28 protein-coding genes and 1 riboswitch are annotated in these 26,655 nt (G+C 73.4%); of the genes, 12 read left to right on the forward strand and 16 right to left on the reverse strand.

Features of this window, described 5'->3' with window-relative positions; translation table 11 throughout:
* Positions 1–186: 186 nt before the first annotated feature.
* The 3 genes from ACIBCJ_RS34615 to ACIBCJ_RS34625 form a co-directional block, all read right to left on the reverse strand.
* Positions 187–1,341 carry an ROK family transcriptional regulator gene (locus ACIBCJ_RS34615; RefSeq protein WP_365979700.1) on the reverse strand — a complete coding sequence of 385 codons (1,155 nt, stop codon included), beginning with the start codon at positions 1,339–1,341 and terminating at the stop codon, positions 187–189.
* A 101-nt stretch (positions 1,342–1,442) separates the two neighbouring features.
* On the reverse strand, positions 1,443–2,105 hold the full coding sequence (locus ACIBCJ_RS34620) for a response regulator transcription factor (RefSeq protein WP_362096626.1): 663 nt from the start codon (positions 2,103–2,105) through the stop codon (positions 1,443–1,445).
* 14 nt (positions 2,106–2,119) lie between these two features.
* Positions 2,120–3,277, reverse strand: coding sequence for a histidine kinase (locus ACIBCJ_RS34625; RefSeq protein WP_365979701.1), 1,158 nt, complete (start codon positions 3,275–3,277; stop codon positions 2,120–2,122).
* Between the two features lie 108 nt (positions 3,278–3,385).
* Here ACIBCJ_RS34625 and ACIBCJ_RS34630 point away from each other — a divergent pair, with 108 nt between their 5' ends.
* From ACIBCJ_RS34630 to ACIBCJ_RS34640, 3 genes are all read left to right on the forward strand, one after another.
* Complete coding sequence (locus ACIBCJ_RS34630) at positions 3,386–4,306, forward strand: ATP-binding cassette domain-containing protein (protein ID WP_365979702.1); 921 nt, start codon at positions 3,386–3,388, stop codon at positions 4,304–4,306.
* A 2-nt stretch (positions 4,307–4,308) separates the two neighbouring features.
* A complete protein-coding gene (locus ACIBCJ_RS34635; RefSeq protein ID WP_365979703.1) occupies positions 4,309–5,034 on the forward strand; it encodes an ABC transporter permease in 726 nt (241 codons plus the stop codon).
* A gap of 66 nt (positions 5,035–5,100) precedes the next feature.
* Entirely contained in the window at positions 5,101–5,541 is a 441-nt protein-coding gene (locus ACIBCJ_RS34640) for a hypothetical protein (protein WP_365979704.1), read from the forward strand.
* A gap of 39 nt (positions 5,542–5,580) precedes the next feature.
* Here the strand turns inward: ACIBCJ_RS34640 and mug are convergent, their stop codons facing one another.
* From mug to bioB, 10 genes are all read right to left on the reverse strand, one after another.
* Entirely contained in the window at positions 5,581–6,156 is a 576-nt protein-coding gene (gene mug, locus ACIBCJ_RS34645; RefSeq protein WP_362503462.1) for a G/U mismatch-specific DNA glycosylase, read from the reverse strand.
* Positions 6,153–7,595, reverse strand: a complete 1,443-nt coding sequence (gene purB / locus ACIBCJ_RS34650) for an adenylosuccinate lyase (RefSeq protein WP_133886935.1) — start codon at positions 7,593–7,595, stop codon at positions 6,153–6,155. The genes mug and purB overlap by 4 nt, the downstream gene beginning before the upstream one ends.
* An 85-nt stretch (positions 7,596–7,680) precedes the next feature.
* Entirely contained in the window at positions 7,681–8,463 is a 783-nt protein-coding gene (locus ACIBCJ_RS34655; protein WP_365979705.1) for an SGNH/GDSL hydrolase family protein, read from the reverse strand.
* A gap of 84 nt (positions 8,464–8,547) precedes the next feature.
* Positions 8,548–9,561 carry a hemolysin family protein gene (locus ACIBCJ_RS34660; RefSeq protein WP_362096605.1) on the reverse strand — a complete coding sequence of 338 codons (1,014 nt, stop codon included), beginning with the start codon at positions 9,559–9,561 and terminating at the stop codon, positions 8,548–8,550.
* Positions 9,558–10,928, reverse strand: coding sequence for a hemolysin family protein (locus ACIBCJ_RS34665; RefSeq protein WP_365979706.1), 1,371 nt, complete (start codon positions 10,926–10,928; stop codon positions 9,558–9,560). The genes ACIBCJ_RS34660 and ACIBCJ_RS34665 overlap by 4 nt, the downstream gene beginning before the upstream one ends.
* 82 nt (positions 10,929–11,010) lie before the next feature.
* A complete protein-coding gene (locus ACIBCJ_RS34670; protein ID WP_362503387.1) occupies positions 11,011–11,436 on the reverse strand; it encodes a GNAT family N-acetyltransferase in 426 nt (141 codons plus the stop codon).
* A gap of 169 nt (positions 11,437–11,605) precedes the next feature.
* Entirely contained in the window at positions 11,606–12,283 is a 678-nt protein-coding gene (locus tag ACIBCJ_RS34675; protein WP_365979707.1) for a class I SAM-dependent methyltransferase, read from the reverse strand.
* A gap of 259 nt (positions 12,284–12,542) precedes the next feature.
* Entirely contained in the window at positions 12,543–13,259 is a 717-nt protein-coding gene (gene bioD, locus ACIBCJ_RS34680) for a dethiobiotin synthase (RefSeq protein WP_365979708.1), read from the reverse strand.
* A gap of 1 nt (position 13,260) precedes the next feature.
* Positions 13,261–14,547, reverse strand: coding sequence for an adenosylmethionine--8-amino-7-oxononanoate transaminase (locus tag ACIBCJ_RS34685; RefSeq protein WP_365979709.1), 1,287 nt, complete (start codon positions 14,545–14,547; stop codon positions 13,261–13,263).
* Positions 14,540–15,769, reverse strand: a complete 1,230-nt coding sequence (bioB, locus tag ACIBCJ_RS34690; RefSeq protein ID WP_365979710.1) for a biotin synthase BioB — start codon at positions 15,767–15,769, stop codon at positions 14,540–14,542. Before bioB ends, ACIBCJ_RS34685 begins: the two co-directional genes overlap by 8 nt.
* A 150-nt stretch (positions 15,770–15,919) precedes the next feature.
* Here bioB and ACIBCJ_RS34695 point away from each other — a divergent pair, with 150 nt between their 5' ends.
* A complete protein-coding gene (locus ACIBCJ_RS34695) occupies positions 15,920–17,047 on the forward strand; it encodes an 8-amino-7-oxononanoate synthase (RefSeq protein WP_362096584.1) in 1,128 nt (375 codons plus the stop codon).
* 42 nt (positions 17,048–17,089) lie between these two features.
* Here ACIBCJ_RS34695 and ACIBCJ_RS34700 read toward each other — a convergent pair whose 3' ends face one another.
* On the reverse strand, positions 17,090–17,320 hold the full coding sequence (locus ACIBCJ_RS34700; protein ID WP_133887057.1) for a DUF397 domain-containing protein: 231 nt from the start codon (positions 17,318–17,320) through the stop codon (positions 17,090–17,092).
* Between the two features lie 21 nt (positions 17,321–17,341).
* Positions 17,342–18,202, reverse strand: a complete 861-nt coding sequence (locus ACIBCJ_RS34705) for a helix-turn-helix transcriptional regulator (protein WP_362096581.1) — start codon at positions 18,200–18,202, stop codon at positions 17,342–17,344.
* A 216-nt stretch (positions 18,203–18,418) separates the two neighbouring features.
* Between ACIBCJ_RS34705 and ACIBCJ_RS34710 the strand changes: the two genes are divergently transcribed.
* Positions 18,419–18,931 (forward strand): ATP-binding protein, encoded by a 513-nt coding sequence (locus ACIBCJ_RS34710; RefSeq protein WP_362096578.1) that lies wholly within the window; start codon positions 18,419–18,421, stop codon positions 18,929–18,931.
* Here ACIBCJ_RS34710 and ACIBCJ_RS34715 read toward each other — a convergent pair.
* Entirely contained in the window at positions 18,902–19,375 is a 474-nt protein-coding gene (locus tag ACIBCJ_RS34715; protein ID WP_362096575.1) for a C40 family peptidase, read from the reverse strand. The genes ACIBCJ_RS34710 and ACIBCJ_RS34715 overlap by 30 nt on opposite strands.
* A gap of 3 nt (positions 19,376–19,378) precedes the next feature.
* A riboswitch (cyclic di-AMP (ydaO/yuaA leader) is annotated at positions 19,379–19,521 on the reverse strand.
* Between the two features lie 629 nt (positions 19,522–20,150).
* On the opposite strand from ACIBCJ_RS34715, the gene ACIBCJ_RS34720 reads away from it, so the two are divergent.
* The 7 genes from ACIBCJ_RS34720 to ACIBCJ_RS34750 all read left to right on the forward strand — a co-directional run bounded on the left by ACIBCJ_RS34720 (position 20,151) and on the right by ACIBCJ_RS34750 (position 26,605).
* A complete protein-coding gene (locus ACIBCJ_RS34720) occupies positions 20,151–20,453 on the forward strand; it encodes an urease subunit gamma (protein ID WP_362096572.1) in 303 nt (100 codons plus the stop codon).
* Between the two features lie 13 nt (positions 20,454–20,466).
* Positions 20,467–20,778 carry an urease subunit beta gene (locus ACIBCJ_RS34725; protein ID WP_365979711.1) on the forward strand — a complete coding sequence of 104 codons (312 nt, stop codon included), beginning with the start codon at positions 20,467–20,469 and terminating at the stop codon, positions 20,776–20,778.
* Entirely contained in the window at positions 20,771–22,492 is a 1,722-nt protein-coding gene (locus ACIBCJ_RS34730) for an urease subunit alpha (protein WP_133886920.1), read from the forward strand. Before ACIBCJ_RS34725 ends, ACIBCJ_RS34730 begins: the two co-directional genes overlap by 8 nt.
* 8 nt (positions 22,493–22,500) lie before the next feature.
* Positions 22,501–23,175, forward strand: coding sequence for an urease accessory UreF family protein (locus ACIBCJ_RS34735; protein ID WP_362096565.1), 675 nt, complete (start codon positions 22,501–22,503; stop codon positions 23,173–23,175).
* A 225-nt stretch (positions 23,176–23,400) separates the two neighbouring features.
* Positions 23,401–24,078, forward strand: a complete 678-nt coding sequence (ureG, locus tag ACIBCJ_RS34740; RefSeq protein ID WP_362096562.1) for an urease accessory protein UreG — start codon at positions 23,401–23,403, stop codon at positions 24,076–24,078.
* On the forward strand, positions 24,075–24,839 hold the full coding sequence (locus ACIBCJ_RS34745) for an urease accessory protein UreD (protein WP_365979897.1): 765 nt from the start codon (positions 24,075–24,077) through the stop codon (positions 24,837–24,839). Before ureG ends, ACIBCJ_RS34745 begins: the two co-directional genes overlap by 4 nt.
* A 152-nt stretch (positions 24,840–24,991) precedes the next feature.
* A complete protein-coding gene (locus tag ACIBCJ_RS34750; RefSeq protein ID WP_365979712.1) occupies positions 24,992–26,605 on the forward strand; it encodes an alpha/beta hydrolase in 1,614 nt (537 codons plus the stop codon).
* The last annotated feature ends 50 nt before the right edge of the window (positions 26,606–26,655 follow it).

A 26,655-nucleotide genomic window follows, 5' to 3' on the forward strand; every position in this document is an offset into this window, starting at 1 on the left:
CCTCGCCGCGGGGTCAGCGGCGATCCGGGGCGTGCTCGTCGCCACCGTGGCCTCGCCCGGCGGGGTGAGGGCGACCCGCGGCGGCCGCAGCCGCGACGTGCGGGCTCCCGCCGCGATGGTTCCGGGACGCCGTCAGGACCGTCGGCAGGGCCTGCCGCCCGGCGCCCCGGCCTCCCGTCACACGGGTCAGCGGCGGGCCGTCGCGCCCTCGACCGCGAACAGCTGCTCCTCCACATGGTCGAGGGCGAGCCGCAGCGCACCCGTCGCCACCGCGGCCTCGCCGAGCAGTGACAGCGCCACCCGCGGCGGACGCAGGCAGTAGCGCGCCAGCTCCCGGCGCAACGGCTCCAGCACACCGTCGAGACCGGCCGCCCAGCCCCCGATGACGACCATCTCGGGGTCGAGGGCCAGCGCCAGCGCCGCCACGTCGTGCACCAGCCGCTGGAGGAAACGCTCCACGGCCGCACGGGCCCGTTCGTCGCCCTCCCGGGCCTCGGCGAAGACCTTGGCGACCGCCTGCTCGTCCAGCGGGTGCAGCGGCTGGTCCGTCGTCGACAGCAGTGTCTCCGGCGTCACGTCGCGGCCCAGCAGATGCAGCGCGCCGATCTCCCCGGCCGCCCCGCCGTACCCCCGGTGCAGCCGTCCGCCGATCAGCGCTCCGGCCCCGGGGCTCAGCCCGGCCAGCACGAACACCATGTCCTCGCACTCGGTGGCGGAACCCTTCCAGTGCTCGGCCACCGCCGCCGCGTTGGCGTCGTTCTCGACCAGGACCGGGCACTTGAAGGAACGGCTCAGCCGCTCGCCGAGGCCCAGGCCGGTCCACCCGGGCAGCGCCGTGCCCAGACGGACCGTGCCGTCCGCCTCGACGATGCCGGGGGTGGCTGCGCCGACCGCGCGCAGCGAACCGCGCGCCACACCGGCCCGGCGCAGCAGCTCGGCGACGGCCGTACGCAGCCGCTCCAGCCGCTCGTCGGCGGACGCGTTCTCGTCCACGTCCTTGGCCTGGGCACCGATCACCCGGCCGTCCAGATCGGACAGGAGCGCGGCGACCCGGTGCGGGCCGATCTCCAGGCCGAGCAGGTGCCCGGCCTCCGCCCGGAACCGGAACCGCCGCGCGGGCCGTCCCTGCCGCCTGGCCGCCCCCTCGCCGGGCGCCGTCTCGACGACCAGACCGGCCTCGATCAGCCCCTCGACGACACCCTCGACGGTCGGCCGGGACAGCCCCGTCACCCGGGTGACCTCGGTCAGTGTCGCGGAGTCCGTCGCACGCAGCGCGTGCAGCACCACAGCGGAGTTGATCCTCCGCAACAGCGACGGATCCCCGCCGGTCAGGCCTGCCAAGGTCCGTCCTCCCAGCTCGTGCGCGTGTTGGGCCGGATGGTACTCGGCCCGCCGACCCCCGGCGAGCGCCGGTCCGCCCCTCCCCGGCCCACCACCGTCCCTCACGCGGGTGCCACGAACCCCGACTCGTACGCCTTGATCACCGCCTGGGTGCGGTCCCGCGCCCCCAGCTTCGCCAGCACGGCGCTCACGTGCGACTTCACCGTCTCCGTGCCGACCACCAGCCGCGCGGCGATCTCCGCGTTCGACAGCCCCCGCGCCATCAGCCGCAGCACCTCGCCCTCCCGCTCGGTCAGCCGGGCGCGCTCCAACTCGGCGCGCGCCGCGCGGTTCCCGTCGCCGTCGCCGTACTCGGCGGCCAGCTGCCGCACCGAGGCCGGGAACAGGAGGGAATCACCCTCCGCGATCAGCCGCACCGCGTGCACGATCTCGGCCGGGCGGGCGCGCTTGAGCAGGAAGCCGTCGGCCCCCGCCCGCAGTGCCTCGTACACGTACTCGTCGTTCTCGAAGGTCGTCACCACGAGGATCTTCGGCGGGTCCGCCACCGTCCGCAGCAACGCGCGCGTGGCCTCGATTCCGTCCAGCAACGGCATACGGACGTCCATGGCGACCACGTCCGGCCGCGTCTGCCGCACCAGTGGAACGACCGCCGCCCCGTCGGCCGCCTCACCGACCACCTCGATGTCCGGCTGCGCCTCCAGTACCGCCCGAAGTCCCGCGCGTACGAGGGGTTCGTCGTCGACGAGGAGCACTCTGACCGGCATCGGACCAGCGTAGATCAGCCCGGCGGCAGCTCGACGCGCACCTTCCAGTCACCGGCGCCGTCCGGCCCCGTGTGCGCCCGGCCGCCCAGCAGCGCGGCCCGTTCCCGAATGCCCCGCAGCCCCGCGCCGCGCCCCGGCGCCGCCCGCGGGTCCGGCAGCGGATTGCGCACGTCCAGGATCAGGACACCGTCCGCCACCTCGACGCGGACCCGGGTCGGCACGGCACCGGCGTGGCGCAGCACGTTGGTCAGCGCCTCCTGAAGGATGCGGTAGCCCTCGCGGGTGACGGGGCCCGGCAGGGTCTCCACGGCACCCGTGACCTCGGCGTCGACCTTGGCTCCCGACGCACGGGCGGACTCCAGCAGCCGGTCGGCGTCGGCGAGCGTCGGTCTGCTGCTCACCGGCCGCTCCGACTCCCGCAGCACCCCGAGCACCCGCTCCAGGTCCTCCAGGGCGGCCCTGCCGGTCTCCTCGATCGCGCTCAGCGCCCGGTCGGTGAACTCGGCGCTGTTCGCCGCGCGGGCGGCGCCCGCCTGGACCACGGCGACGGTCAGCGCGTGACCGATGGAGTCGTGCAGCTCGCGGGCGATGCGGTTGCGTTCCAGGAGCTGCTCGGTACGTTCCTCAAGGGCGCTGAGCCGTTCGGCGGCGGACGGTCCGAGGAACGCGCGGGCGCCCGCCGTCGCCAGCACGCCGAGGCCGACCACGGCGCCGTACAGGGCGAGGAGAGGAAGCGGCGCGAGGAGCGCGTACGCCCAGTGCGGCGCGGCGTCACGCAGGACCGGTATGTCGTCGATCCGGTGGCCCAGGGCGAGCCGGACCAGTTCGACGGTGAGAACGGGGAGCCAGACGCAGACGCCCGTGGTCAAGGCACCCAGCAGCATGCGCAGTTCCAGCCACGCCATGGTGCGCAGCCGGTCCCGCCAGGTCGCCGAGGGGGCGACCGAGAAGGCGGGGTCCTGGAGGCCGGGTGTGAGAAGCAGCCGGGCCTGCACGCCCTCACCGGTCCGTACCGCCGGGACAAGGCCGACCGGCACCAGCAACGCTGCGGGCACCCACAGCTTGGTGTCGTCGATGAGCGCCCACACGCTCACCACGAGCATGGGCACCCACAGGTGCAGCAGCCGTGTGTACGTCGTCCCCCGGAACAGTGGGCGCAGCAAGCGGACCATGGAGTCATCGTCCCAGCCGCCTCCGGCACCGGACCTCCCCCGCACGGGGGAGACGATCTCCACCCGCGGGGGAGGCCCCGCCCCCGCGGCGAACGGCACGCTGCTGCCATGACCAGCATCGACGTCCAGAACCTCACCAAGGAGTACGGCACCCGACGAGCCGTCGACGACCTCACCTTCACCGTGCGCCCCGGCCGTGTCACCGGCTTCCTCGGTCCCAACGGCGCCGGCAAGTCCACCGCGATGCGGCTCGTGCTGGGCCTGGACCGGCCCACCTCCGGCACCGCGACCGTCGGCGGACGCGCCTACGCCGCGCTGCGTGAGCCGTTGCGGCAGGTCGGCGCCCTGCTCGACGCGGACGCGGCCCACGGCTCGCGCACCGCCAGGAACCACCTGCGCGTCCTGGCGGCGAGCAACCGCGTGCCCGTCCGCCGGGTCGACGAGGTGATGGAGGAGACGGGCATCGCGTCCGTGGCCCGCCGCCGGGTGAAGACGTACTCCCTGGGCATGCGCCAGCGGCTGGGCATCGCCGCCGCACTGCTCGGCGACCCCGAGGTGGTGATGCTGGACGAGCCGTCCAACGGGCTGGACCCCGAGGGCATCATCTGGATCCGCGGACTGCTGCGCCGGCTCGCCGCGGAAGGGCGCACCGTCCTCGTCTCCAGCCACCTGATGAACGAGACCGCGTCCTTCGCCGACCACCTGGTCGTCCTCGGCCGGGGCCGCCTGCTCGCCGACACGCCGATGCGGGAGTTCATCGACGCCCGCGTGCGGCCCCGGGTCCGCATCCGCACGTCCGACCCGACCGCCCTGAAAGCCGCTCTCGCCCGGCACGGCCACGACGCCGTGGAACACGACGACGGCCACTGGACCGTGCAGCACGCGCGCGTGGACGACATCGGCCGGATCGTGTCCGGCGCGGGCGTGCCCGTCCTCGAACTCTCCGCAGACGAAGGCACGCTGGAACAGGCCTACCTCGACCTGACCGCCACCGAGACCGAGTTCACCGCACAGCCCCAGGAGGCCTGACCATGGATCTCGCGCCCGTTCTCCGCGCGGAGGCGCTCAAGGTGCTCACCCTGCGCTCGCTGTGCGGCACCTTGCTGGCCCTGTTCGCCTTCACCACCGCGTTCTCCGCGCTGGCGGGGGTGTCCGACACCTCCGCCCCGGACTTCGACCCGCTGTTCATGGCCCTGTCCGGAGTCATGCCCGGCCAGATCGCGGCCGTAGCCTTCGGCGCGGTCGTCGTCTCCAGCGAGTACCAGGGCAACGGAATCCGGCTCACCCTGGCCGCCGTCCCGCAACGGGGGCGGTGGTTCGCGGCGAAGCTGGCGGTCGTCGCCGTACCGGTCCTCGCGGTGGGACTGGTCACCGCACTCGCCGCCCTGCTCGCCGCGCGTGCGGGCCTCGGCGCGGCGGCGGACGGACTCACCGCGGGCGAACAGACCCGGGGCGTCCTGGGATGCGGCATCTACCTCACGCTCATGGCCCTGTTCGCGGCCGGCCTCACCACCCTGTTCCGCAGTGGCGTGGCCACCCTGTCCACCCTGATCCCGTTCATCCTCGTGGTCTCCTTCGTGATCGGGGACACGGCGGGCAGTGGCGCCGACTTCCTGCCGGACAGAGCCGGGCAGATCGTCCTGTACCAGACGCACGAGGGGACTCTGGGGCCTTGGTCGGGGCTCGCGGTGACCGCCCTGTGGGCGGCGGCCGCACTCCTGGCCGGGCTCTGGCGGCTGCGCCGACGGGACGCCTGACCGCGAAGGCCCGGCGGCCGGGCTGACGCCCCGCCAATTGTCAGTGGCGGCGGGTTTACTGGAGGCATGGACATCGCGCGGCACCTCGCCCTCATCGACGAGCTGTGCTTCCGGCCGTTCCCGGCGGAGCACGGCCCGTCCGACGAAGGCACCGCGGGCCCCGGGTACTTCACGGCGGTGCTGGAGAGCAGCCACGGTCTCGGCGGCGGCGACCCGGCCCGGCGGGCGGCGACGGTGGAGCAGTACGAGAAGGATCGGGACGCCCTCTACGAGCGCCTGGCCCGGCGCTGGGGCGAGACGGACCCCTGGAACCTGCAGACGGTCCTGCTGCGGACCGAGCGGGAGGAGATACCCGAGCCCTGGGCAGGCCTGAGTGCCCGCGCGGACACGGCCTGCCTGTGGGAGGCGGAGGGCACCGGCCGCTGGGTCGCGGTGGCCGTCGCCGACCGCGACGAGACGGACGAGGTGCGGCTGCTGGCGGTGCTGACGCAAGAGGCACCCCCGTGACCGCCCCGCCCCCGCCTGCGGCGCCGGCTCCCGCCCCGCCTACGCCTGCGGTCCCGCCTGTGCCTGCGGCCCCGCCTCCGCGGCGACGCGCAGCCGGGCGAACTCCTCCGCCATCGACTCCACCGACCAGTGCGCGTTGAGGCCGCTCGGATTCGGTAGCACCCATACCCGCGTACTGCCGAACATCCGCTCCTGAGGCCCCACGTGCGCCTTCCGCTCGTCGAAGGCCGTGCGGTACGCGGTGACCCCGACCACGGCCAGCCAGCGGGGCCGCAGCCGCGCCACCTTGGCCGTCAGCAGCCGCCCGCCCTCCCGGTACTCCTCGGCGGTCAGCTCGTCCGCCCGCGCGCTGGCCCGCGCCACGACGTTCGTGATGCCGAGCCCGTACGACGGCAACAGCTCCTGCTCCGACGGCTTCAGCAGCCGCGGGGTGAACCCGGACCGGTGCAGGACCGGCCAGAAGCGGTTGCCCGGGCGGGCGAAGTGGTGCCCCGTCGCCGCCGACAGCAGCCCCGGGTTGATGCCGCAGAACAGCACTCGCAGGCCGTCCGCGACGACGTCCGGCAGCAGACGGTCGCGGGCGGCCTCCAGCTCCTCCCGGGTGATCCGGCTCAGAGGATGGCTCCCGGGGTGTAGCCCGCGGCCTCCGGGTGCCGCTTGACGATCTCCTCGATCCGGCCGACGACGACGGCGACCTGGCCGGCCGCCGCGCCGGTGAAGGAGAGCTTGTCGGCCATCAGGGCGTCGAGGGCGGCACGGTCCAGCGGGATGCGGTCGTCGGCGGCCAGCTTGTCGAGGAGCTCGTTGCGCTCGGCTCCCTGCTCGCGCATGGCCAGTGCGGAGGCGACGGCGTTCTCCTTGATCGCCTCGTGGGCGACCTCGCGGCCGACCCCGGCCCGCACCGCGCCCATCAGCACCTTGGTGGTGGCGAGGAACGGCAGGTAGCGGTCCAGCTCGCGGGCGACGACGGCGGGGAAGGCGCCGAACTCGTCGAGCACGGTGAGGAACGTCTCCAGCAGCCCGTCCAGCGCGAAGAACGCGTCCGGCAGCGCGACCCGGCGCACCACCGAGCAGGACACGTCGCCCTCGTTCCACTGGTCGCCCGCCAGCTCGCCGGTCATCGAGGCGTAGCCGCGCAGGATCACCATCAGGCCGTTGACGCGCTCGCAGGAGCGGGTGTTCATCTTGTGCGGCATCGCGGAGGAGCCGACCTGGCCGGGCTTGAAGCCCTCGGTGACCAGCTCGTGCCCGGCCATCAGCCGGATGGTCTTGGCCAGCGACGAAGGCGCCGCCGCGAGCTGCACCAGCGCGGTGACGACCTCGTAGTCCAGGGAGCGCGGGTAGACCTGGCCGACCGAGGTGAACGCCTGCGAGAAGCCGAGGTGCCCGGCGATCCGCTGCTCCAGCTCGGCGAGCCGCCCCGCGTCACCGCCGAGCAGGTCCAGCATGTCCTGGGCGGTGCCGACCGGGCCCTTGATGCCGCGCAGCGGGTAACGGCCGAGCAGCTCCTCCACCCGGCCGTGGGCGACGAGCAGCTCGTCGGCGGCGGTGGCGAACCGCTTGCCCAGCGTCGTGGCCTGCGCGGCGACGTTGTGGGAGCGGCCGGCCATGACCAGCTCGCCGTACTCGCCCGCCAGCTTGCCGAGGCGGGCCAGGACGGCCACCGAGCGGTCCCGGATCAGTTCGAGGGAGAGCCGGACCTGGAGCTGCTCGACGTTCTCCGTCAGGTCGCGTGAGGTCATGCCCTTGTGCACGTGCTCGTGCCCGGCGAGGTCGTTGAACTCCTCGATCCGCGCCTTCACGTCGTGCCGGGTGACCTTCTCGCGCTCGGCGATCGAGGCCAGGTCGACCTGGTCGAGGACGCGCTCGTAGTCGGCGATCGCGGCGTCGGGCACCTCGATGCCCAGGTCCTTCTGGGCCCGCAGCACGGCGAGCCAGAGCTGCCGCTCGAGCCTCACCTTCTGCTCGGGCGACCAGAGGGTGGCGAGCTCGGCGGAGGCGTAGCGTCCGGCGAGGACGTTCGGGATGCGGGGCTTGGCGGGAGCGGAAGTCACGTGGACGGATTCTACTGGCGATTCGTGCAGGTCGGCGCGGCGGGGCCGTTCGTCGGAAGCTACGAAGGGCCCCGGGCGCTGGCGATCACCGCGCCGGGTCCTCGTAGGGCAGCAGGTCCGGACGCTTGGGCGGCAGGCCGTCCCCGGACGAGCGGCCGGTCAGCCTGCGGCCTATCCACGGCAGCAGGTGCTGCCGGGCGAACCGGACGTCCGCGGTCCGGCGGGTCACCCAGCCCGGCGGCGCGGTCGCCGGGACCGGCGCGTGCCAGTCGGGGTCCTCGGCGTCGTACCCGAGCGCCTGCCACACCGCCTCCGCGACCCGGCGGTGGCCCTCGGCGGTCAGGTGCAGCCGGTCCACGTCCCACATCCGCGGGTCGGCCAGCGACCGGGCCGCGTACAGGTCGACGACCACGGCGCCGTGCTGTGCGGCCAGGTCGTCGATGATGGCGAACAGCGCCTCCATGCGGGGCCGGAACCGCTCCAGCACCGGACCCTGGCGGCCCGGACTGCGCATCAGCACCAGCTGCTCGCACCGCGGCGCGAGCCGCTCCACGGCCTGGGTCAGCAGGTCCCGCACCCGGGCCATGTCGCACTTGGGCCGCAGCGTGTCGTTGAGCCCGCCGACGAGCGTGATCACGTCGGCCCCCATGGCGCCGGCGACGTCCACCTGCTCCTCGACGATCTGCCCGATCAGCTTGCCGCGCACCGCCAGGTTGGCGTACCGGAAGCCGGGGGAGCGGGCGGCCATCCGCGCGGCGAGGAGGTCGGCCCAGCCCCGGTAGGAGCCGTCGGGCAGCAGGTCCGACATGCCCTCGGTGAAGGAGTCGCCTACGGCGACGAGACTGGAGTACGTGGGGTTCGTCTGCATGGCGACGGAAATGCTATCCCCTGCACATACCCGCCGGTCGGTCGCCCTCCGCGGTCGGGTCCCGACGGCCCGGGTCCACCGGGGTCACGTCGGTTGCCCGAACAGCTCCCGCAGGACGTCCTCCATGGTCACCAGGCCCGCGAGCCGCCCGTCGGAACCGAGGACCGCCGCCAGGTGGGTGCGGCTGCGCCGCATGGCGGTCAGGACGTCGTCCAGCGGGGTGCGTTCGCGTACCTGGGCGATGGGCCGCATGTCCCGCAACCGGAACGGCAGGTCCCGCGGCGAGGCGTCCAGGGCGTCCTTGACGTGCAGGTAGCCGACGATCCGCCGTCCGTCGTCCACCACCGGGAAGCGGGAGAACCCCGACTGCGCCGACAGCCGCTCCAGCTGCTCCGGGGTGATGCCCACGCGCGCGTGGACGACGCGCTCCAGCGGCAGCACCACGTCCCGCACCGGTCGCCGGCCCAGCTCCAGGGCGTCGTGCAGGCGCTCCCGGGCCCGGTCGTCGATCAGTCCGGCCTCGCCCGCGTCCTTGACGATCTCCGCCAGCTCGGTGTCCGTGAAGGTCGCCGCCACCTCGTCCCTGGCCTCCACCCTGAGCAGCTTGAGCAGCCCGTTCGCGAAGGCGTTGACCGTGAAGATCACCGGACGCAGCGCCCGGGACAGCGCCACCAGCGGCGGCCCGAGCACCAACGCGCTGCGCACCGGCTCGGCCAGCGCGACGTTCTTCGGCACCATCTCGCCGAGCAGCATGTGCAGATACGTCGCCAGCGCCAGGGCGATCACGAAGGACACCGCGTGACCCGCGCCCGAGGGCACCCCCACCGCGTGGAACACCGGCTCCAGCAGATGCGCGATCGCCGGTTCCGCGACCACGCCGAGGACCAGCGTGCACAGCGTGATGCCCAGCTGCGCGGCCGCCAGCAGCGCCGACACGTGCTCCAGCCCCCACAGCACCCGCTTGGCACGGGTGTCGCCCTCTTCGGCGTACGGCTCCACCTGGCTGCGGCGCACGGAGATCAGGGCGAACTCGGCGCCCACGAAGAACGCGTTGACGACCAGCGTCGCCAGGCCGATCAGCAGCTGTACCGCGGTCACCGCCGCGCCTCCCCTTCGTCGTCCCCGTCGCCGGGACCGGTGCCGGCCGCCCCGTCGGCGCCGTTCAGGGGCGCGTGCATCAGCACCCGGGCGGCCCTGCGTCCGGTGGCGTCCACGACGTCCAGCCGCCAGCCGGAGACGTCGAGCCGGTCGCCGGCGGAGGGGATACGCCCGAGGACCGCCGCCACCAGCCCCGCGACCGTCTCGTACGGTCCCTCGGGCACCCGCATCCCCAGCCGCTCCAGCCGGTCCACGCGCGCCGAGCCGTCGGCCCGGTACAGCGCGCGCCCCTCCTCGTCCGTGCCGGCCGGGTCGAGCTCGGGCGTCTCGTGCGGGTCGTGCTCGTCCCGCACCTGCCCCACGACCTCCTCGACGATGTCCTCCAGCGTCGCCACGCCCGCCGTCCCGCCGTACTCGTCGATCACCACGGCCATCGTGCGCCGCCCGGAGAGCCGGTCCAGGAGCCGGTCGACGGTCAGCGACTCGGGGACCAGCAGCGGCTCGCGCATCAGGTCGGCGACCGGCATGCCGGGCCGTCGTTCGGCGGGCACCGCCAGGACGTCCTTGACGTGCGCCGTCCCGACCACGGCGTCGAGGGTGTCCCGGTACACGGGGAACCGGGACAGCCCCGTCGCCCGCGTCGCGTTCGCCACGTCCTCGCAGGTGGCCCGCGCGTCCAGGGCCATGACCTGGACGCGCGGTGTCATCACCTGCTGCGCCGTCAGGTCGGCGAGGTTGAGGGTGCGCACGAACAACTCGGCGGTGTCGGCCTCCAGCGCGCCCTCCTTCGCCGAGTGCCGGGCGAGCGCCGCCAACTCCTGCGGCCCGCGCGCGGACGCCAGCTCCTCGGCGGGCTCCACGCCGAGACGGCGTACGACACGGTTGGCGGTGTTGTTCAGGTGGGTGATGAAGGGTCGGAAGGCGGTGCTGAACCAGCGCTGCGGACCACCCACCCGCTTGGCCACGGTCAACGGCGAGGAGATCGCCCAGTTCTTCGGCACCAGCTCGCCGACGATCATCAGGAAAAGCGTCGACAGGGCCGTGCCCACCACCAGGGCCAGCGACGACGCCGCCGAACGGGACATGCCCAGGTCCTCCAGCGGACCCGAGATCAGCGCCGCGACCGACGGCTCGGCCAGCATGCCGACCACCAGATTGGTGACCGTGATGCCGAGCTGCGCGCCGGAGAGCTGGAACGTCAGGTTCCGGACGCCCTTGAGGGCGCTCGCCGCGCCCCGTTCGCCCCGCGCCGCGGCCCGCTCCAGTTCGCCCCGTTCGACGGTGGTCAGCGAGAACTCGGCCGCGACGAAGGCGCCGCACGCGAGCGACAGCAGGATCGCCACCAGCAGCAGGAGCACTTCGGTCATCGGGTCACCTCGGATCCATGATCGGCCAGGACCCGGAGGTTCGCCCGATGTTCAATTCTTCAACCTTTCGTCCCGCGGTCGCTCAGCCGGCGAGGTGCTTCACCCAGCGCCGCCACTGCTCCTGCGGCTCGTACCCGGCGGCCCGCCAGGCATGCTGGGCCCGCTCGTTGCGCACCAGCACCATCGCGTCCCCGCGGCGCCCGCCGAGCCGTACGAACCGCTCGTCGGCTGCCGCGAGGAGGGCCGAGCCGATGCCCTGGCGCCGGTGGTCCGGGTGCACCGCCAGCCGGTACAGATGGCACCGCCAGCCGTCGAAGCCCGCGATCACCGTGCCCACCAGCCGCCCGTCGCGCTCCGCGAGGAGCAGCGCCTCGGGGTCACGGGTCACCAGGCGCTCCACGCCGTCCCGGTCGTCACTGATGCTCGTTCCCTCGGCCGCTGTCTTCCAGAAGGCCAGCGCGGCGTCGATGTCCTCGGGCGCGCCGGGCCGTATGCGCAGTTCGGTCATGCGGTGATCCCACCATGATCGTTCAGCCCCCGTGCGGCAATTCCGGCATGCGGACCGGTGCGGCGCGCGCGACCGGGTCACCGCCGGCCGGGAGCCGCACCCACGCCCGCCGAGCGGGCGCCGGGACCGGGACGAGCCGCGCCGGTGGAGTGTCTGACCGCGGCGCGCCTCAGGCGGGCCGCCAGGCCGTGCCCAGGACGCAGTACGAACTGGGCAGGGCCGGCCCGTTCTCCGGCATCATCACGCGCCGGTAGGGCCCCAGGGTGAACCCCGCCTCCCGCAGCGCGGCCACCGGCTCGCGGGACAGGTGGCAGCCGCCGGACAGCGGGGGCCACAGCGTCCGGTCCAGCGCGCGCTGGGCCGAGGTCATCACCCGGCCGCCGCCCCTGCCGTGCTCGAAGAACCGCACCTGTCCGCCGGGCCGCAGCACGCGCCGCAGCTCCGCGAGCGCCCGCGGCACGTCCCGGACGCTGCACAGCACCAGCGAGACCACGGCCGCGTCGAAGGCCTCGCTCTTGACGGGCAGGGCCTCCGCCGCGCCCGGCGCCACGTCCACCGGCACCCGGGCGCGCAGCGCCGCCTCCACCGCCAAGTGCCGCAGCAGGCGCTCCGGTTCGATGGCGACCACCTCGGAGACGGTGTCGGGGTAGTGGGAGAAGTTCAGCCCGTTGCCCGCACCGACCTCGATCACCCGCCCGGACAGCCCGGTGAGCAGCCGCTCGCGCACGCGGGCCATGCCCATCCGGGTCTCGGCGTTCACGCTGATCCGGGCGTAGCAGCGGGCGAACAGCGGATGGTGCACGGCGTCCCGCGGCACCCCGCGGGCCCGGACGGATCGCAGCGGCATGGGACCTCCCTCACGAGGTGGCGCCTTACCGCGATTGTCCCCCGCACCGGCCCCGCGCACCCCCCGACGGAAGAGACTCCTCGCCCGCCCCGCAACGGCCCCCCACGCGCCCGCGCCCGGAAGCCCCGGGTTCACGCCGGGTGCGTGGCGCTTCCCCACCCCCGGGCCGGCGGTGCCGTGCCGGAGAGAGGTACACCTGCCGCCGGTCGCGGGCTGCGCCGTGCCGGCGGGCGGGCGGCCCGGCGGCCCCGGGCCGGGGTCACGGGGCGTGCCGGGTGTAGAACGCGTCCGCGTCCCAGGTTCCCTCCAGCGGGGGTGCCAGCCAGGCGGGTGCCGCCGAGCGGAAGGCGGCCGGAGCGAGGGCGCCCGCCCCGGCGGGCACGGCGCCCAGCAGCGGGGCACCGGTCACGTCCGGCAGGTCCGCGAGGTTGCAGCGGGAGGCCAGGTCCGGGGAGTCGGGCCAGCTGCCGATCACCAGCCCCGGCAGGTCCAGCCCCCGGGAGCGCAGTTCACGCGCCGTCAGCTCCGTGGTGTTCAGCGTGCCGAGCCCCGCCGACGTCACCACCAGCACCGGTGCGCCCAGCAGACCGGCGACGTCCGCGAGGGTCCCGCCGGCCGCGTCGAAGCGGACCAGGAGACCACCCGCGCCCTCGACCAGGACCAGGTCGTGCTCGGTGGCCAGCTTGGCGGCGGCCTCCGCCACCTCGGGCGGGCGCACCGGCGGCAGCCCGGCCCGGCGTGCGGCCGTGCCCGGGGCCAAGGGCTCCGGGAACCTGGCGACCTCGGCGACCGTGACGTCCCCCGCGAGCCGTGCCACCTCCTGCGCGTCCCCGGCCTCGTCCGGTCCCACGCCGGTCTGCGCCGCCTTCAGGACGGCCACGGACCGGCCGCCCGCCAGGGCCGCCGCGGCGACGGCGGCCGTCACGACCGTCTTGCCGACCTCCGTGCCCGTGCCCGTGATCACCAGTACCGGCATGTCATCCCTCCCGTGCCGCCGCGCACACCGCGCGGGCGATCCGTGCCACGTCCGCGTCATCCGTGACGTACGGCGGCATCGTGTAGACCAGGTCGCGGAACGGCCGCAGCCACACGCCCTCGCGCACGGCCGCCTCCGTCGCCGCCCGCATGTCGACGGGGTGGTCCAGCTGCACCACCCCGATCGCGCCGAGCACCCGCACGTCCCGCACCCCGGGCAGCGCGGCGGCGGGCGCGAGCCCGTCGACCAGACCGGCCTCGATCCGCTTGACCTCCGCGAGCCAGTCCTGCCCGAGCAGCAGCCCGATCGACGCGCACGCCACCGCTGCGGCCAGCGGATTGCCCATGAACGTCGGCCCGTGCGCCAGCACCGGCACCTCGCCCCGCGAGATCCCGTCGGCCACCCGCGAGGTGCACAAGGTGGCCGCCATCGTCAGATAACCGCCGGTCAGCGCCTTGCCCACGCACATCACGTCCGGCGTCACCGCCGCGTGCCCCGCGGCGAACAACGCACCCGTGCGCCCGAACCCGGTGGCGATCTCGTCGAACACCAGCAGTACGTCGTGCGCGTCGCACGCCTCCCGCAGCACCCGCAGATACGCGGGGGAGTGGAACCGCATCCCGCCCGCACCCTGCACCACCGGCTCGACGATCACCGCCGCCAGTTCGCCGGCGTGCCGCTCGATCAGCGACCGCAGGTGGTCGGCGTACGCCTCCTCGTACTCCGCCGGAGGCGCGTCCGCGAAGACCTGGCGCGGCAGGACGCCGGACCACAGCTCGTGCATCCCGCCCTCCGGGTCGCACACCGCCATGGGCTGCCAGGTGTCGCCGTGGTAGCCGCCGCGCCAGGTGAGCAGGCGCCGCTTGCCGGGATGGCCGAGCGAACGCCAGTACTGCAAGCACATCTTCACGGCGACCTCGACCGACACCGAACCGGAGTCGGCGAGGAACACGTGCTCGAGACCCTCGGGCGACATGTCGACAAGCAGCTTCGCCAGCCGTACGGCGGGCTCGTGGGTGAGCCCGCCGAACATGACGTGGCTCATCCGCTCCAACTGCCCGCGCGCGGCCTCGTTCAGCACCGGGTGGTTGTAGCCGTGGATCGCCGACCACCAGGACGACATCCCGTCGACCAGCTCGCCGGAGCCGTCGGCCGGTCGCAGACGCACCCCGCTCGCCGACTCCACGACGAGCGGGTCCTGCCGGCCGGGCATGGGGCCGTACGGGTGCCAGACGTGCCGCCGGTCGAGCGCGAGCAGCTCGGCGACGTCCGTCGCGGGCTCAGGCATTGGGCGCGAGGTCCGTGCCGGCGCCGCGGCGGCGCACCGCCACCAGGTCCGTGCGGGGCTCCTCGGCGGGGCGCGGCGCAGCGGACGCGGGGGCGCACACTCCGCCGCCCGCGTGCGAACCGCAGCCCCCGGCACCGGCACCGGCCTCGTCCGCGTCCGCGTGCGAGCCGCAACCGCCGGCGTCCGCGTGCGAGCCGCAGCCGCCGCCCCGCACCGAGGCGCGGTGCTCCGGCAGCGTGACCTCGCCGGCGCCCTCCACCTCGAAGCCGGCGTCCGCGATCATCTCCAGGTCGGCGTGGCCCGCCTGGCCCTCGCTGGTCAGGTAGTCGCCGAGGAAGATCGAGTTGGCCAGGTGCAGGGCGAGCGGCTGCATCGTGCGCAGGTGGACCTCGCGCCCGCCCGCGATGCGCACCTCCACGTCCGGGCAGACGAAGCGCGTCATCGCCAGGATGCGCAGGCACCGCTGCGGGGTGAGGTGCCACTCCTTGGCCAGCGGGGTGCCCTCCATCGGGATCAGGAAGTTGACCGGCACCGAGTCCGGGTCCAGCTCGCGCAGCGAGAAGACCACGTCGACCAGATCCTCGTCGCTCTCGCCCATGCCCGCGATGAGGCCGGAGCAGGCGGACAGACCGGCCGCGTGCGCCTTGTTCACCGTGTCCACCCGGTCGGCGTACGTGTGCGTGGTCGTGATGTCGCCGTACGTCGACTCGGAGGTGTTGAGGTTGTGGTTGTAGGCGTCGGCGCCCGCCTCGCGCAGCCGCTCCGCCTGCCCGTCGGAGAGCAGCCCCAGGCAGGCGCACACCTCGACGGCCTCGTTCTGCTCCTTGATGGCCCGGATGGTGTCCGAGACCCGGTCCACGTCCCGGTCGGTCGGGCCGCGCCCGCTGGCCACCAGGCACACCCGCTTGGCGCCCCTGGACACCCCGGCCGCGGCCGCCGCGGAGGCCTGGTCGGGCTTGAGCCAGGTGTACTTGAGGATCTCCGCCTTGGAGCCCAGCCGCTGCGAGCAGTACGAGCAGTCCTCGGGGCACAGGCCCGACTTGAGGTTGACGAGATAGTTGAGCTTCACCCGTCGGCCGAACCAGTGGCGGCGCACCTTTCCGGCCGCGGCCACCACGTCGAGCAGGTCGTCGTCGGAAGTGGCGAGGACGGCGAGCGCCTCCTCGCGGCTCGGCGTCTCGCGCCGAAGCCCCTTGTCCACCAGCGTGTTCAGCAGGTCCATGAGAGCCGATCCTGTCCTAAGGGGCCGTCCGCGGCCAAGGAGACTTTGCACAACACTGACAGATCGACGTGTGGGTATTGCCACACCTCGCGGGGGTGGCCCTACCGCTAATGTCTGTTCATTGCCTACAAAACCCCGGAGGACCGCCCCATGGCGTTCGGCTGGATCGACGAGCAGGCGCGGGTACGCCGCGAGGCAGGGCTCGTACGGATTCTGCGCCCCCGTCCGGCGGCGTCGCCGCTGCTGGACCTGGCGAGCAACGACTACCTGGGGCTGGCCCGCCACCCCGAGGTCGTCGAGGGGGCGGTGCGGGCCGCGCGGACCTGGGGCGGCGGCGCCACCGGCTCGCGGCTCGTGACCGGCACCACCGCGCTGCACACCGAACTCGAGCGTGAACTGGCCGATTTCTGCGGGTTCGAGGCCGCCCTGGTCTTCTCCTCCGGCTACGCGGCCAACCTCGCCGCGGTCACCGCGCTGGCACCGCACGGCAGTCTCGTCGTCTCCGACGCGGGCAACCACGCCTCCCTGATCGACGGCTGCCGACTCGCCCGCGGTACCACCCGGGTCGTGGAGCACGCCGACCCCCAGGCCGTGCGCAAGGCACTGGCGGAGCACGCAGGGCCCGCCGTGGCCGTCTCCGACACCGTCTTCTCGGTCGACGGCGACGCCGCGCCGCTGGCCGAACTCGCCGCCGCCTGCCGGGAGCACGGCGCCGGTCTGGTCGTCGACGACGCCCACGGCCTCGGCGTCCTCGGCGACGGTGGCCGGGGCGCCCCGCAGGGGGCGGGGCTCGCGGGCCGGGACGACGTCGTCGTGACCGTCACGCTGTCCAAGTCGCTCGGCGCCCAGGGCGGCGCCGTGCTCGGCCCCGCCCGGGTGATCGACCACCTGGTCAACGCGGCCCGCACGTTCATCTTCGACACCGGACTCGCCCCCGCCGCCGCGGGGGCGGCCCTCGCGGCGCTCGCCCTGCTGCGCCGCGAGCCGGAGCGCGCGGGGCGGGCCCGCGCGGTCGCCGACGGACTGCACGCGCGCCTGACCGCCGCGGGGCTGGACGCGGTGCGTCCGGACGCCGCGGTCGTGTCGGTGCGCGCGCCCTCCCCGGAGGCGGCCGTGCGGTGGGCGGCCGATTGCCGGGCGGCCGGCCTGTCCGTGGGCTGCTTCCGCCCTCCATCGGTGCCCGACGGCATCTCACGGCTCAGGCTGACCGCTCGCGGAGACCTCACCGCGGAGCAGGTCGAACGCGCTGTACGGGTGATCGTCGAAGCGCGGCCATGAGTCGGCGTGACACGGCCGTGCGTCGTCCGGCGTCCGGTGCGGTCAGCCCTGGTGGACGCCGGTGGTGAACGCCGTCCAGCTCTCGGGGGAGAAGAGCAGGGCGGGCCCGGCCGGGCTCTTGGAGTCACGTACGGCCAGCAGCCCGGCCCAGGGGCCGGCCGACGCACGGGCCGTCTCCACACAGTTGTTCGCGCCGGTGCTGTAGCTGCTGCGCAGCCACCGGGCGCCGGGCAGATCGGTGCTGACGGGGATGTTCCGGGGACGTGCGGACATGGAGCCTGACATGGTGCCTCCTTACGCGCCTGCCGCGGTCGCGGCGATGAAGTCCAACGAGTCCTCGGGCGAAAGGGCATGGATCAGAAGGGCGTTGAAGGCCTCGGTGTAGGCCTCTAGGTCTTCTTTCCGTTCGAGATGCAGGCTACTCGTCAAGTGGTCGAGAACAACCACGTCGAGATCAGAAGTGCTCGAAAAGGAGAAGATTACGAAAGGGCCGGTGACACCGATGTGCGCCCCGGCGGCAAAGGGCAGGACCCGGAGCCGGACATGGGGCAGTCGCGCGGCCTCGACCAGTCTGTCCAGCTGACGCGCCATCACCTCCGGTCCGCCCACCTCCCGGCGCAGCACCGCCTCGTCGAGGACCGCGCTCAGTTCCAGCGGCGGCTCGCCGCGCAGCACGTCCTGCCGGGCCAGCCGGACCTCCACCAGCGCGTCCAGCCGCTCCGCCGGCATCCCGTCCACCGCGGCCCGGGTCACTGCGCGCGCGTACTCCGGCGTCTGGAGCAGGCCCGGGACCACCGTGGTCTCCAGCGTGCGCATCGCGCTGGCCTGCGACTCCAGGCTGATGTAGTCGCGATAGGTCGGGGGCAGCACCCCGCGGTAGGCGTGCCACCAGTGGTTGCGGCCGCCCGCGTCCTCGGAGCGGGCCAGCATCACCAGCAGGCCCCGCAACTGCTCGTCGTCCACCCCGTAGACGTCCAGGAGTAACCGCACGTCGGCCGGTTTCGCACCGCTCGTGCCGGTCTCGATCCGGCTGACCTTCGACTGGTGCCAGCCCGCGAGCCGGGCCGCCTCCCCGCTGGTGATGCCCGCCGACGTGCGCAGGGCGCGCAGCTCCGCGCCCAGCTTGCGGCGGCGCACCACGGGACCGTGCTGCATGGGACAACTCCCTTACTCCTTATGAGCCGCCCAAATACGCTCTGCCGTCGCAGAGTTCACCGCTTCGAGCGACAGATATATGCATATCTTGGGGGATCGCCGCCCTTCACGGGCCTGGTGATGGCACTCTGGCGGCGAAGCACCAGTCCGGGACCGTACTCGAACCACCCCCTCCGTGTCGGGCCTGCGGTCCCGTGAGAAAGGGACGACGTCGCCATGGCAGACCATCTGGAAGCATCCGTCACTCTGCCGAGCGATCCCGCCTCGGTGGCCGCCGCGCGGACCTACGCGGTCGGCACCCTGGCGGAATGGGGGCTGCCGCCCGACGCGGACCTGTCCGAGACGGTCCGCCTCGTCGTCTCCGAGCTGGCGACCAACGCGGTCCAGCACACGCTCGGGCAGTCGCCCACCTTCACGGTGGACCTCGTCCTCGACCGTGACGAGCGACTGCGGGTCGGTGTCACCGACAGCCATCCGCGCTTCCCCAAGCGGCTGCCCGCCGCCGTGCAGCAGGACAACGGGCGGGGCATGGTGATCATCCGGTGGCTGACCGCCGAGTGCGGCGGCAGCCTGAGGGTCCGGCCCACGCGCGAGGGCGGCAAGACCGTCTCCATCGAACTGCCCTGGACTCCCCCCGACGGTACGGGCGCACCCGCGGGAGTGACGGCGGGGCAGAACGCCGTCACTCCCGCGGGCGGACTACTTGACCCGGCCGTACCAGACGCTTGAGGTCCAGATCTTCTGCAGGCGTACCACGTCCCCGGTCTTCGGGGCGTGCCAGAGTCTGCCTTTGCCGGCGTAGATGCCGACGTGGTAGACGCTCGGTCCGGAGTGGAAGAACACCAGGTCGCCGACCTTGCGTTTGGCGGCGGAGACATGGCGGGTCTTGTTGTACTGCTGGGCCGCGGTGCGCGGCAGCTTCTTCCCGGCCTTCTTGAACGAGTACAGCGTCAGGCCGGAGCAGTCGAACCGGTGCGGACCGATGGCCCCCCAATGGTACGGGGAGCCCTTCTTCGAGGCCGCGATCTTGAGGGCTTTCGTCGCATGGCTCGCCGCGGCCGCCTCCGAGGCGACACCGGGGACCACGACGGAACCGCCCACGGCGGCGAGGGTGAGAGCCGAGGCCGTACCGGCACGAGCCATCAGCGACGGGACACGATTGAGCGCGGACATGCGCAACCCTTCGTCAGCCGCCTGTGAAGGATGACCTGTCGGATTCGGGCTGGCGAAGTTGCCCGGCCGCACGAGTGCGGCTTCACCCCAAGGACCGCTCGGCCCGGTGCCTCTCGCGAGGACGGCCGTGCCGGCGACCCGTCGTGCTCGGGTCCTCCACTCCTGCCGATCCACTTCCGTTGCGACCGGTCGTCCGGACGGCGGCAGGACTCGGCGTCCGCCCGGACCGCCCCGCCGCTGCGGCGGGGTCTTGTCGTCAGTCACGGATCTTGTCCCGCCCCGAGGGGAATTCCCAACGGAACGTGCCCTTTGTGTTGTTACGTGGCGCTCGTCCGTTCGGGTTGCCGCCCCGTGTCGCGGACAGTGCCGAGCGCGGCGGCGGCCCCGGGACCAGCGGCGGAGCGCGGTTCCGCCCCGGCCGGACGCCGGACGGCGCAACTTCGGCCGGTCGCCGATCGGAGGCGTTCCTACGCCGAAGGGGGGTAAGCCGTTTGGTCCGTTTCGGCCTGGGGCCGTCCGGACCGTGCCGAGGGACCGGAACCCGTCCCGGGCGCGGGCATGCGGAAGCAAGCCGATGGCACTGGTAATCAATCGGTCAAAACCGGGTCATGTGGCCGTAACACTCTAGCCCTAGTCTGCACCCCGATCCACCTGCGGTTTTCCATGTAGCGGTAGGTTAATTCCAGCCTGTTCCTGTGTGTTACATCTAGAACCGTCGCGGTGGCCGCGGCAGCCGGACCGTTCGGTCCCGGCGTCATGCCCTGTGAGGTGGTACATGCAACTGACCCCGCACGAGCAGGAGAGACTGCTCATCCATGTGGCGGCGGACGTGGCGGAGAAGCGCCGCGCACGAGGCGTCAAGCTCAATCATCCCGAGGTCGTCGCGCTGATCACCGCGCACATCCTCGAAGGCGCCCGGGACGGGCGCGGCGTCGGCGAACTCATGTCCTCCGGGCGCAAGCTGATCCAGCGCGACGAGGTCATGGAGGGCGTCCCCGAGATGATCCACGACGTGCAGGTCGAGGCCACCTTCCCCGACGGCACCAAGCTGGTCACCGTCCACGAGCCGATCATCTGACGGGGCCGCAGCCGTGATCCCCGGAGAGATCCTTTTCGCCGACGGCCCGGTCGCCTTCAACGAAGGCCGGGAAGCCGTCCGCACGACCGTGCTCAACACCGCCGACCGGCCCGTTCAGGTCGGCTCCCACTACCACTTCGCCGAGGTCAACCCCGGTCTCGAGTTCGACCGCGCCGTGGCGCACGGCAGGCGGCTGGACATCGCCGCCGGCACCGCCGTCCGGTTCGAGCCCGGCATTCCCGTCGACGTGCAGCTGATTCCCCTCGCGGGCGCCCGTGTCGTCGTGGGTCTGCGCGGCGCGACCGGAGGTGCCCTCGATGCCTGAACTGTCCCGGCCCGCCTACGCCGACCTGTTCGGCCCGACCACCGGCGACCGGATCCGCCTCGCCGACACCGACCTCCTGGTCGAGATCGAGGAGGACCGCTCGGGCGGTCCCGGCCGCTCCGGGGACGAAGCCGTCTTCGGCGGCGGCAAGGTGCTGCGCGAGTCCATGGGCCAGGGGCGCACCACCCGCGCCGAGGGCGCCCCCGACACCGTGATCACCGGAGCCCTGATCATCGACCACTGGGGTGTGGTCAAGGCCGACATCGGCATGCGCGACGGACGGATCACCGGCATCGGCAAGGCCGGCAACCCGGACACCATGGACGGCGTCCACCCCGACCTGGTCATCGGCCCGGAGACCGAGGTCATCGCGGGCAACGGCAAGATCGTCACCGCGGGCGGCATCGACACCCACGTCCACTTCATCGCGCCGAACGCCGTCGACGAGGCGCTGGCGTCCGGCATCACCACCCTCATCGGCGGGGGCACCGGCCCGGCCGAGGGCAGCAAGGCGACCACCGTGACGCCCGGGGCCCGGCACCTCGCCTGGATGTTCGCCGCGATGGAGTCGAGCCCCGTCAACATCGGCTTCCTCGGCAAGGGCAGCACCATGTCGAAGGAGTCGATGCGCGACCAGCTGCGCGCCGGCGTCCTCGGCTTCAAGATCCACGAGGACTGGGGCGCGACCCCCGCCGTCATCTCCGCCTGCCTGGACGTCTGCGAGGAGTCCGGCGTCCAGCTCGCCGTCCACACGGACACCCTGAACGAGTCCGGCTTCGTCGGTGACACCTTCGACGCGGTCGCGGGCCGCACCCTGCACGCCTTCCACGTCGAGGGCGCCGGCGGCGGGCACGCACCCGACATGATCACCGCGGTGTCGCTCCCCAACATGCTGCCGGCGTCGACCAATCCGACCCGGCCGCACACCGTCAACACCGTCGAGGAGCACCTCGACATGCTGATGGTCTGCCACCACCTCAACCCGGCCGTCCCCGAGGACCTGGCCTTCGCCGAGTCCCGGATCCGGCCCAGCACCATCGCGGCCGAGGACATCCTGCACGACATGGGGGCGATCTCCATCATGTCGTCGGACGCCCAGGCCATGGGCCGCATCGGCGAGGTGATCCTGCGCACCTGGCAGACCGCGCACGTGATGAAGCGGCGGCGCGGCTTCCTGCCCGGTGACACCCGTGCCGACAACCTGCGCGCACGTCGCTATGTCGCCAAGTACACCATCAACCCGGCCGTCGCCCAGGGCATCGAGCACGAGGTCGGTTCGGTGGAGACCGGCAAGCTCGCCGACCTGGTGCTCTGGGACCCCCGCTTCTTCGGGGTGAAGCCGCAGCTGGTCATCAAGGGCGGTCAGATCGCGTACGCGCAGATGGGCGACGCCAACGCCTCCATCCCCACCCCGCAACCGGTCCTGCCGCGCCCGATGTTCGGGGCGCTGGGGGCCGCACCCGCCACCAACTCGGTCAACTTCGTCTCCGAGCAGGCCGTCGCGGACGGGTTGCCCGGGCGGCTGGGACTGGGACGGGAGTTCGTGCCCATCCGGTCCACCCGCGGGCGTACCAAGGCCGACATGCGGCAGAACGACGCGCTGCCCCGCGTGGAGGTCGCCGCGGACTCCTTCGCGGTGACCATCGACGGTGAACTCGTCGAACCCGCTCCCGTCGACGAGTTGCCGCTGGCCCAGCGGTACTTCCTCTTCTGAGCGCCCGGATGAGCCGCGCAGCACTGCTCGTCCTCGCCGACGGCCGCTTCCCCGCCGGAGGGCACGCGCACTCCGGCGGGGCGGAGGCCGCCGTCCGGGCGGGCCGCGTCACCGACGCCGCGAGCCTGGAGGCGTTCTGCCGGGGGCGGTTGCACACCAGCGGAGTGGTCGCGGCCTGCGTGGCCGCGGCCGCCGCGCTCGGTGCCGACCCCGGCGCACTCGACCGGGCCGCCGACGCCCGCACCCCGTCGCCCGCCCTGCGGGTGGCGGCGCGCAGACTGGGGCGGCAGCTGACCCGGGCCGCCCGCTCGACCTGGCCGAGTCCCGAACTGGACGCGCTGGCCTCGGCGTTCCCCAAGGGGGCCCATCAACCCGTGGTGCTGGGGCTGGCCGCGCGCGCGGCCGGTCTGGGGGCGCTGGACGCGGCGTACTGCTCCCTCTACGAGGGGGTGAGCGGGCCCGCGACGGCCGTCGTGCGGCTGCTCGGCCTCGATCCGTTCGACGCGACGGGAGTGCTGGCGCGGCTCACGGGCGAGGTGGACCGGATCGCCGCGGACGCCGTGGAGGTGGCGGAACGAGTGGTGACCGACGGGGTCGGCCTGCTGCCCGCGCGGTCCGCGCCGTTGCTGGAGATCGGGGCGGAGGCGCATGCCGCCTGGCCGGTGCGGTTGTTCGCCTCGTAGGCGGGATCGCCCCCGCCGCCCCTTCCGGTTCCCGACCCCAGGGGCCCCGTCCCTTCGACCCCGTCAGGGAGGTCTGCCCCCTGACTCCCCTCTGCCTGGACCCCACTCGGTCCTGACTCCCCTCTGCCTGGACCCCACTCGGTCCTGACCCCACTCGCCTGGAGGGCCTCGCCCTTGAGCGCCGGACGGGCTGGAGGGCCGACCCGACTTCGACAGGAGCCGTTCATGCACCTTGACCACCACCTCGAAACCCCCGCCGCCGTCTCCGCCGACGCCCGGCGGCCCGACGGGACCCGTCGCGCGCTGCGGATCGGTCTCGGCGGGCCCGTCGGGTCCGGGAAGACCGCCACCGTCGCCGCGCTGTGCCGGGCGCTGCGGGAGGAGTTGTCCCTCGCCGTGGTGACCAACGACATCTACACCCGGGAGGACGCCGAGTTCCTGCTCCGCGAGGCGGTGCTGCCGCCCGAGCGGATCACCGCCGTGGAGACCGGCGCCTGCCCGCACACCGCGATCCGGGACGACATCTCCGCCAACCTGGAGGCCGTCGAGGACCTGGAGGACGAGGTCGGGCCGCTCGACCTGGTGCTGGTGGAGTCCGGTGGGGACAATCTCACCGCCACCTTCTCCAGGGGGCTCGTCGACGCGCAGGTGTTCGTGATCGACGTGGCGGGCGGCGACGACATCCCGCGCAAGGGCGGGCCCGGGGTCGCCACCGCCGACCTGCTGATCGTGAACAAGACGGACCTCGCGCCCTACGTCGGCTCCGATCTCGCGCGGATGGCCGCCGACGCCGAGGCGGCCCGCGGCGAACTCCCCGTCGTCCTGCAGTCGCTGCGCGGCGAGGACGGGGTCCGGGAGGTCGCCGACTGGGTGCGGGAGCGGATCGCCGCGTGGACCGCGTGACCACCGCACCGGGCGGCGTCCGGGCCCGCGCCCGCCTCCTCGCCCGCGGCGACGGACGGGGCGGCACCGCGCTGCCGGTGCTGGAGGGGGAGGGGCCCCTGGCCGTGCGGCGGACCCGGGGGAGCGGTGCCGAGGCCCTGGTGATGCTGGTCGGCGCGATGAGCGGGCCGCTCGGCGGCGACCGGTTCGAGGTGGCGGTCCACGCGGCCCAGGGAGCCCGGTTGCGGGTCGGGTCGGCCGCCGCCACGCTCGCGCTGCCCGGACAGGACAAGACCGGCGCCCGCTACGACGTCCGGCTCACCGTGGACGACGACGCCGAGCTGTGCTGGCTGCCGGAACAGCTGATCTGCGCCGACGGCAGCGACCTGGCCGTCACCACGACGGCCGACCTCGCCGCCGGGGCGCGGCTGCTGCTGCGCGAGGAGCAGGTGCTCGGACGGTCCGGTGAGGAACCCGGCCGCCTCACCAGCCGTCTGACCGTACGGATCGACGGCCGGTGCGTCCTCGACCAGGAGCTGGCCTGCGGGCCCGGTGCGCCGGGCGGCTGGGACGGGCCCGCCGGGCTGGCCGGGCACCGCGCGGTCGGCCAACTGGTCGTCGTGCGGCCGGAGTTCGCCGATACGCCACCGACCTCCCGGGTGTACGAGGAGGGGGCGGCCGTTATGCCGCTCGCCGGGCCCGCCGCCCTGGTCAGCGCGGTGGCACCGGACGCGCTGCGGCTGCGGCGGCTGCTGGACGGGGCGCTGGCCTCACTGGACTGAGGCTCCCGGCGCGGGCCGGCCGACGGGTCCGCCGATCGAACGCGTTTCTCCGTTTATCGGATTGGTAAAGAAGTAGCACCACCTCTGTTCTCAGGAATCCCACAGCCGCGAGGATCCCCGTACTTGTCGCGAACACGTACGGGGAGGGCCACTTGAGGAAGAGCAGCATGCGGCGGAGGGCGACCGCGATCGGCTCGGCCGGAGCGCTGGTCACGGCCACGCTGATAGCCGGCGCCGTCTCGGCACCCGCCGCGAGCGCCACCCCGGCCGACGGGCACGGCCACGCGCGGGGCCGGGACCGGGAGGCACGCGGTGTCGCCATCGCCGCGGCCCTCGCCGCCCGGGCCGGCATCGACTGGCAGGACTGCGCCGCCGACTGGAACCTGCCCAAGCCCATCCAGTGCGGCTACGTCACGGTGCCGCTGGACTACGCCAAGCCGTTCGGCAAGCAGATCAAGATCGCGGTCGACCGCATCGGCAACACCGGGGGCCAGAGCGCGCGCCAGGGCGCCCTCATCTACAACCCCGGCGGCCCCGGCGGCTCCGGTCTGCGCTTCCCGGCCCGCGTCACCGCCAAGAACGCGGTGTGGGCCAAGACCGCCGAGGCCTACGACTTCGTCGGGTTCGACCCGCGCGGCGTCGGCCACTCCGCGCCCATCTCCTGCGCCGACCCGCAGGAGTTCGTCAAGGCGCCCAAGGCGGACCCCGTGCCCGGCTCCGAGGCGGACAAGCTCGCCCAGCGCAAGCTGGCCCGCGAGTACGCCGAGGGCTGCTTCGAGCGCAGCGGCGAGATGCTGCCGCACATGACCACGCCGAACACCGCGCGCGACCTCGACGTCGTCCGCGCCGCACTCGGTGAGAAGAAGCTCAACTACCTCGGCGTCTCCTACGGCACCTACCTCGGCGCCGTCTACGGCACCCTCTTCCCGGACCACGTCCGCCGCATGGTCGTCGACAGCGTCGTCAACCCGTCCCGCGACAAGATCTGGTACCAGGCCAACCTCGACCAGGACGTCGCCTTCGAGGGCCGCTGGAAGGACTGGCAGGACTGGGTGGCCGCGAACGACGCCACCTACCACCTCGGCGACACCCGCGCCGAGGTCCAGGACCAGTGGCTGAAGCTGCGCGCCGCGGCCGCGAAGGAGCCGCTGGGCGGCGTCGTCGGTCCGGCGGAGCTGATCTCCTTCTTCCAGAGCGCCCCGTACTACGACTCCGCCTGGGCGCCGACCGCGGAGACCTTCAGCAAGTACGTCGCCGGTGACACCCAGGCCCTCGTCGACGCCGCGGCACCCGACCTGTCCGACACCGCGGGCAACGCCTCCGCGGAGAACGGCAACGCCGTCTACACGGCCGTCGAGTGCACCGACGCCAAGTGGCCCACCGACTGGAAGACCTGGGACCGGGACAACACCCGGCTGCACCGCGACCACCCGTTCATGACCTGGGCCAACGCCTGGATGAACCTGCCGTGCGCCACCTGGCCGGTCAAGCAGCAGACCCCGCCGGACGTGAAGACCGGCAAGGGACTTCCCCCGGTGCTGATCGTCCAGTCGGAGCGGGACGCGGCCACCCCGTACGACGGTGCCGTCGAACTGCACCAGCGGTTCAAGGGCTCGCGCCTGATCACCGAGCGGGACGCCGGCTCGCACGGCGTCACCGGGCTGGTCAACCCGTGCGTCAACGACCGCGTGGACACCTACCTGCTCACCGGCAAGGTGGACGGCCGCGACGTGACCTGCGCGCCGCACGCCACGCCCAAGCCGTAACACGGCCCACGCGAGAGGGGGCGGCCGGTCGCACCGGCCGCCCCCTTCGC

This window comes from Streptomyces sp. NPDC051136, from assembly GCF_044455745.1.
In the GTDB taxonomy this organism is placed as follows: Bacteria; Actinomycetota; Actinomycetes; order Streptomycetales; family Streptomycetaceae; genus Streptomyces.